Origin of the sequence: Aeromicrobium sp. (assembly GCF_050700635.1) — a bacterium.
In the GTDB taxonomy this organism is placed as follows: Bacteria; Actinomycetota; Actinomycetes; order Propionibacteriales; family Nocardioidaceae; genus Aeromicrobium.
Map to the genome: position 1 here is coordinate 1 of NZ_JBOHDT010000158.1, position 5,416 is coordinate 5,416.

Annotated in this window: 8 protein-coding genes; 1 reads left to right on the top strand and 7 read right to left on the bottom strand. The window is 70.1% G+C overall.

Annotated elements, in window-relative coordinates; genetic code table 11:
- Positions 1-174: 174 nt before the first annotated feature.
- A complete protein-coding gene (locus ACRDPN_RS11945) occupies positions 175-564 on the bottom strand; it encodes an acyl-CoA dehydrogenase family protein (protein ID WP_431448054.1) in 390 nt (129 codons plus the stop codon).
- A 37-nt stretch (positions 565-601) separates the two neighbouring features.
- On the opposite strand from ACRDPN_RS11945, the gene ACRDPN_RS11950 reads away from it, so the two are divergent.
- Positions 602-877 (top strand): alpha/beta family hydrolase, encoded by a 276-nt coding sequence (locus ACRDPN_RS11950; RefSeq protein ID WP_431448057.1) that lies wholly within the window; start codon positions 602-604, stop codon positions 875-877.
- Between the two features lie 13 nt (positions 878-890).
- Here ACRDPN_RS11950 and ACRDPN_RS11955 read toward each other — a convergent pair whose 3' ends face one another.
- From ACRDPN_RS11955 to ACRDPN_RS11980, 6 genes are all read right to left on the bottom strand, one after another.
- A complete protein-coding gene (locus ACRDPN_RS11955; RefSeq protein ID WP_431448060.1) occupies positions 891-1,571 on the bottom strand; it encodes a GTP cyclohydrolase II in 681 nt (226 codons plus the stop codon).
- Positions 1,572-1,584: 13 nt separating this feature from the next.
- The gene (locus tag ACRDPN_RS11960; RefSeq protein ID WP_431448063.1) at positions 1,585-2,280 is read right to left on the bottom strand and encodes a RibD family protein; all 696 of its coding nucleotides are present in this window, start codon (positions 2,278-2,280) and stop codon (positions 1,585-1,587) included.
- Complete coding sequence (locus ACRDPN_RS11965; RefSeq protein ID WP_431448066.1) at positions 2,273-3,256, bottom strand: lysylphosphatidylglycerol synthase transmembrane domain-containing protein; 984 nt, start codon at positions 3,254-3,256, stop codon at positions 2,273-2,275. The genes ACRDPN_RS11960 and ACRDPN_RS11965 overlap by 8 nt, the downstream gene beginning before the upstream one ends.
- Positions 3,253-4,320, bottom strand: coding sequence for a glycosyltransferase family 4 protein (locus tag ACRDPN_RS11970; RefSeq protein ID WP_431448069.1), 1,068 nt, complete (start codon positions 4,318-4,320; stop codon positions 3,253-3,255). Before ACRDPN_RS11970 ends, ACRDPN_RS11965 begins: the two co-directional genes overlap by 4 nt.
- Positions 4,317-4,712, bottom strand: a complete 396-nt coding sequence (locus ACRDPN_RS11975; RefSeq protein ID WP_431448072.1) for a 6-pyruvoyl trahydropterin synthase family protein — start codon at positions 4,710-4,712, stop codon at positions 4,317-4,319. The genes ACRDPN_RS11970 and ACRDPN_RS11975 overlap by 4 nt, the downstream gene beginning before the upstream one ends.
- On the bottom strand, positions 4,700-5,416 hold a 717-nt coding region (locus ACRDPN_RS11980), incomplete at its 5' end, for a zinc-dependent alcohol dehydrogenase (RefSeq protein ID WP_431448075.1). The genes ACRDPN_RS11975 and ACRDPN_RS11980, both read right to left, overlap by 13 nt.

Consider the following 5,416-nt stretch of genomic DNA (forward strand, 5'->3'; position numbering starts at 1 on the left):
CGTCGTCCGCGCCTCCGCCCGGGCTTGTTCGAAGGCGCGCCGACCGACCCGATCGAGCAGGGAGTCGGCGCGGGAGGTCATGGGTCGAATCTACGGAGCTGGGAAGGCGAATTCACCGTCTGACCAGCGAGTTGTGGACGGATCGAGGGAGGCTGCGTCCTGTGGGAAACGTCATCAACCGAGGAGCGGAGCCCGCTGCTGGTGAGGCAACCCGAAGAGCTGATGCAGGGCCTGGGCGCGTTTGAAGACCAAGTGGGCGTCGTGCTCCCAGGTGATCGCGATGCCGCCGTGCAGCTGGATCGTCTCGGCCGCGACGGCCATCGTCGTTGACGTGGGCCTGGATGGCGGCCCAGGCGCCCGCGCGGGACATCTGGACCGGACCAGCATGTCGACCATCCGGTGCTTGAGCGCCTGGAAGGAGCCGATGGGGCGGCCGAACTGCTCGCGCTGCTTGGTGTGCTCGACCGTCATGTCGAGGCCGCGCTGGGCGCATCCGACTTGGAGCGCCGCGGTCGCGAGGGTGCCGACCCGGTGCGCCGCCATCAGGGCCGCCGTGACGTCCAAGGCGATCGGCTCCGCGTGACAGCCCGACCCGTTGATCGTGGGCGGACGTTCATTCGGCGGCCGGGTCGCCTGCCGGACTGCTGGGGACGTCGGGGCAGCCGGGGTGTGGTGTCTGGCCTTCCCGCTACACCCGCCGGGCCGCCCTGAGAGGTCCCGACTTCCAGAGCTCACGACCGTGACCGTGCCAACCCAAGACCCTGCCCAGCGGGATCACCCTGGTCGTGGTGTCGGGCGACCACTCTCTGAAGAAGGACGCACCCGCGATCCGCGCCGCCATCACCACCTGGCTGGCCGCGGTACTACGCTCAAATGAGTGAGCAGGACCTTCACGACCAGCTTCGCCTCGGTCTATCCCCACTACGTGACGAATGTGCGATGCCCAGAAAGTGTTGTCCCCGCCACGCTTTCGCCGCAAGGTATCGGCCGTTGACAGGCGACAGGTGCAGCCCGGTCGGCACGCGGCTGTTGACGCGGATTCCCGCGGCTTGCAGCTGTGCCGCCTTGTCGGGGTTGTTCGTGAGCAGATCGAGCTGGTCTACCCCTAGTGCAAGCAGCATCTGTGCCGCGACGGTGTAGTCACGTTCGTCCTTCGCGAAACCAAGGGCCAGGTTCGCCTCGTAGGTGTCCAGACCCGCATCTTGCAAGGCGTAGGCTTCGAGCTTGTTGTACAGGCCGATGCCTCGCCCCTCCTGCCGCAGGTACAGCAAATAGCCACCGGCGTCGGAGATGCGTTCGACCGCTTCCCGCAGCTGCGGACCGCAGTCGCAGCGCTGGCTGCCGAAGACATCCCCGGTCAGGCACTCGCTGTGCAGCCGCACCAGCGGGACGGCCGCCGTCCCGGTGGGGCTGTCCACCGCGCGGTCACCGAGCGCGAGCGCGACGTGCTCTCGTCCGTCACAGAGGCCTTCGAAACCGATCACCCGGGCGTTCGTGACGTAGCCGTCGTCGAGGCGCAGCGGCACCTGGATCTGGCCGCGGACGGTGGCGGGTGTGACTGGTGACAGCACGCGGTGCTCCTTCTCAGGATGTCGCGACGAACCGCGAGGACAAGGCGTAGCGCAGCAGCACCACGTCTCCGATCTGCCGGGTCTCCGCGAGGTGGGCCCGGTGGCCGGGATTCCAGGGGAACGCGCCGTCACCGACGAAGCGGTGCGCGCGCGAGTTTCCGACGAAGAACGGCGCTATCACCAGGTGCAGCTCGTCGGCGAGGTCGGCGGTCAGGAACTGGGTGTGGACCCGTCCGCCACCTTCGACCATCAGCCGTCGAACGCCGCGGTCGTGCAGGTCCTTCACCACCTGCGAGAGGTCCACCGGCTGGCCACCGTCGATCACGGTCGCCACCGCACCGAGCCGCTGGTGCGCGTTCGGGACAGACCGACTGGCGCAGTAGACGAGCTTCTCACTGTCCCCGGTCACGAAGAACTTGCTGCACGCGTCCAGATCGGCATGCCCCGTGATGGTCACCTTCATCGGCGACTCCCGCAGCCCGCGAGCCTTTCGCTGCTGACGCAGCGCGGGTTCGCGCACGAGCAGGCGCGGGTTGTCGTTCCGCACGGTCGCGGCCCCTACCAGGATCGCGTCGCACTGCGCGCGGACTGCGTCCACCCGCTCGAGGTCTACTTCGTTGGACAGCACCAGCCGCTCCTTCGTGGCAGCATCGAGGTACCCGTCGAGAGACATGCCGCAGCTCAGGATCGTGTAGGGGCGCTCACCCATGGGCCCGGTCTCCCTCGGCGACGTGGGGCTGCCCCGACGGCGATGGCTCCACCGAGCGAACGTCGCCACGACGACCCGATGCCACCACCAGGACGACCGCACCGGGAAGGTTGGCGACGAGCACAATGACCCCGTACGCCACAGCAGTGGCGACACCCTGGTCGGCACCCAGACCTGCGGCACCGAACGACCAGGCGGCCATGCCCTCGCGCGGTCCCCAGCCTGCGATGTTCAGTGGCAGCCCCGCCGCGAGGAGCACGAGTAGCGCCAACGGGAGAAGTTTCAACGGGGAAGTCGTGACGCCGACAGCCCGTGCCGCGACGAAGTACGTCGAGAGGTGAAACGCCACGGCCACCGTCGTGGCGAGCACCACTCCCGGCCAGACGCGCCGGACCAGGAGACTGGACCGAACGTCGTCTCGCACCGCTCGCAGCATCCGCGATACTGACGAGATCCGGCCGGTCAGAGGAACCTGCCGGACCACCAAGGCAGCAGCCACGAACCCCGCAGCCAGCACGCCGAGCATCGCCGGCACGGACGAGCGCACGGGCGACGGGAGGAGCAGCAGGACCACAATCGCGATGGCGACCTGCACGACCTGGCCCGCGAGCCGCTCCCACACGACGGCCCGCAGTCCGCGTCCTGCGTCGCCTGCGTCCCGCCCGTGGCGCACGCCGCGGTGCACATCACCGACGATCCCGCCCGGCAGGGTCGTGTTGAGGAACTGGGCGCGGTAGCAGGAGGCCACCGCGGGCCCCATGTCGACCCCGACGCCCAGCTCCCTCGCGACAAGATGCCAGCGCCACGCGCACGCAATGGTGACCGGAACCGCGAGGGCCGCGCCGAGTGCGAGCGTCCACAGGTCGAGCGAGCGGAGGCCGCCGACGAAGGGACCGGTCCCCGTCCGCCACAGCACCGCACCGAGGACCGCCGCACCGACGGCAAGGCGCACGGACCTCCACGCGGACCGGCTCATGCGGCCACCTTCACCAGGACGCGACCTACCCGGTCAGCGGTTTCCGACCAGCCGGTCAGCCCAGCTCGACGGTGACTGGCCGCGTCGCGGAGGCCGCTGCGCAGGGCCGGGTCACACAACCAACGCCTCAACGAGCCGGCGAGCGCATGGTCGTCACCGGGCGGCAGGAGTAGGCCCGGCCGCCGCCCGTCCGTGGCCACGCCGAGCGCCTCCGGAACCCCGCCCACGTCGGAGGCCAGCACCGGCAGCGCCCGCGCCAACGCCTCAGTGACGACCATGCCGTAGGTCTCGCTGCGGCTGGCGAGCACGAGAGCATCGGCCGCGGAGTACGACGCTTCGAGCTCGCGCCCCGTGCGAGGGCCGGTCAGCACGAAGCGGCCGTCGAGGCCCGCGGTGCGGATGCCACCCCTCAGCTCCGCGACGAAGGCGGGCTCCCGGGTCAGCGCGCCGACGCACAGGCATCGCCAGGTCAGGTCGGCGATCCGGGTCAGGGCCGCCAGCAGCACGTCGTGGCCCTTGCCGGGCGTCACCGCGCCCACGCAAAGGAGGTTGCTGCCGCTGCCGCTGCCGACCGCCCGCTCGGCGGGATCGACGCCGGGGTGGGCGACATGAACCCGCGCTGGGTCCAGGCTGTACGCCGCGAGTACCCATTGGCGGGACCAGCCGCTCGTGGCGACCACCGCGGCCGACGCGCAGAGGACGGCCCGCTCGTGCTCGAGAGCATCGTCGCGGCCGTCCCGGTGGCCGATCGGCATGTGTAACAGGACCACCAGTCGCAGCCGCCGGGATGCAGGCACCAGGACCTCCGGGACAGCGGAGGCGACCAGACCGTCGACCAACACGACGGATCCGTCCGGAACAGCTCCGATTGTCTCCTCCAGCGCAAGGCGTGACGCCTCCCCTACCCGCGGCCAGGCCCCGGCCACGGCCTGCGTACGCACAGACCAGCCGACGGCCACCAGGTTCTGGCAGAGTCGCCGGTCGTAGGTGTTGCCGCCACTCGGCCGCAGCGGGTCCTCGATCCCTTCCGGGACCACCACGTGCACCGTTCGCGTCCGGTTCACGGGACCCGCTCGTAGCTCGCCCAAGCGATGTGTGACTCGTGCAGCGTCACGACGAGACCGGTCACCCGCGCAGAGGGGCCGAGAGCGCCCGCACGAACACGCTCGGCGAGCCGGTCGGCCAGATGTTTCGCGAGCACCTCGGTGGTGGTGTTGGTGCCGGCGAACTCCGGTTCGTCGTCGAGGTTCCGATAGCTCAGGTCGGCCACCGCGCTACGCAGCTCGTCGGCCGCCCGACCGATGTCGACCAGGATGCCGTCGTCGTCCAGGGTGTCGCCACGGAACGTCGCGTCCACGACGAACGTCGCGCCGTGCAACCGCTGGGCGGGGCCGAAGACCTCACCATCGAAGCTGTGAGCCACCATCATGTGGTCGCGGACGGTCACGCCGAACATGGCACCTCCGCGGTGTCGTAGGTCACCGTGTGGCACAGAGCCGGCAGCTCCCCCCGGACGAGCCTGGCCATCACATCGGGAAGCTCCTCGAAGGGGGACTCACCGGTCAGCAGGGCGTCGAAGGCCGGGTCGCGAAGCAGGTCGAGGGCAAGCGCGAGCCGGTCGGCGGTCGTGCGCCGGCCACTTCGTGACGGGGCCACCGTGCCGACCTGGCTGGCCCGGACGGTAAGGCGACCCGAGTGGAAGCTGCCTCCGAGGGACAGCGTGGTCACGTCGTCGCCGTACCAGCTCAGCTCGACGACCGTGCCCTCCGACGCGAGCAGGTCGAGCGACAGCTGGAGCCCGGCCGACGTGGCACTCGTGTGGACGACCAGGTCGCGGCCACCGGGCGCCTGCTCAACGAGGGCGAAGTTCACCCCCAGCGACGACGCCACCTCGGCGCGGAGTGGGTCGATGTCGACCAGAGTGACGGAGACGCCGGGGAAACAGGAGATCAGCCGCGCCACGCAGCAGCCCACCATCCCCGCGCCGACGACAGCCACCCGATCCCCGATCAGCGGGGCGGCGTCCCACAGTGCGTTCACAGCCGTCTCGACGACGCCGGTGAGCACGGCCCGCGTCGCCGGCACTTCCGCGGGTACGACGGTCACGGCGGAGGCGGGCACGACGTATGCCGTCTGGTGGGGATGCAGGCAGAACACGGT

What these genes read in the sequence shown, in the direction of transcription:
- ACRDPN_RS11960 (WP_431448063.1), bottom strand. Translation starts at nt 2,280, where the DNA reads ATGGGTGAGCGCCCCTACACGATCCTGAGCTGCGGCATGTCTCTCGAC.
- ACRDPN_RS11965 (WP_431448066.1), bottom strand. Translation starts at nt 3,256, where the DNA reads ATGAGCCGGTCCGCGTGGAGGTCCGTGCGCCTTGCCGTCGGTGCGGCG.
- ACRDPN_RS11975 (WP_431448072.1), bottom strand. Translation starts at nt 4,712, where the DNA reads ATGTTCGGCGTGACCGTCCGCGACCACATGATGGTGGCTCACAGCTTC.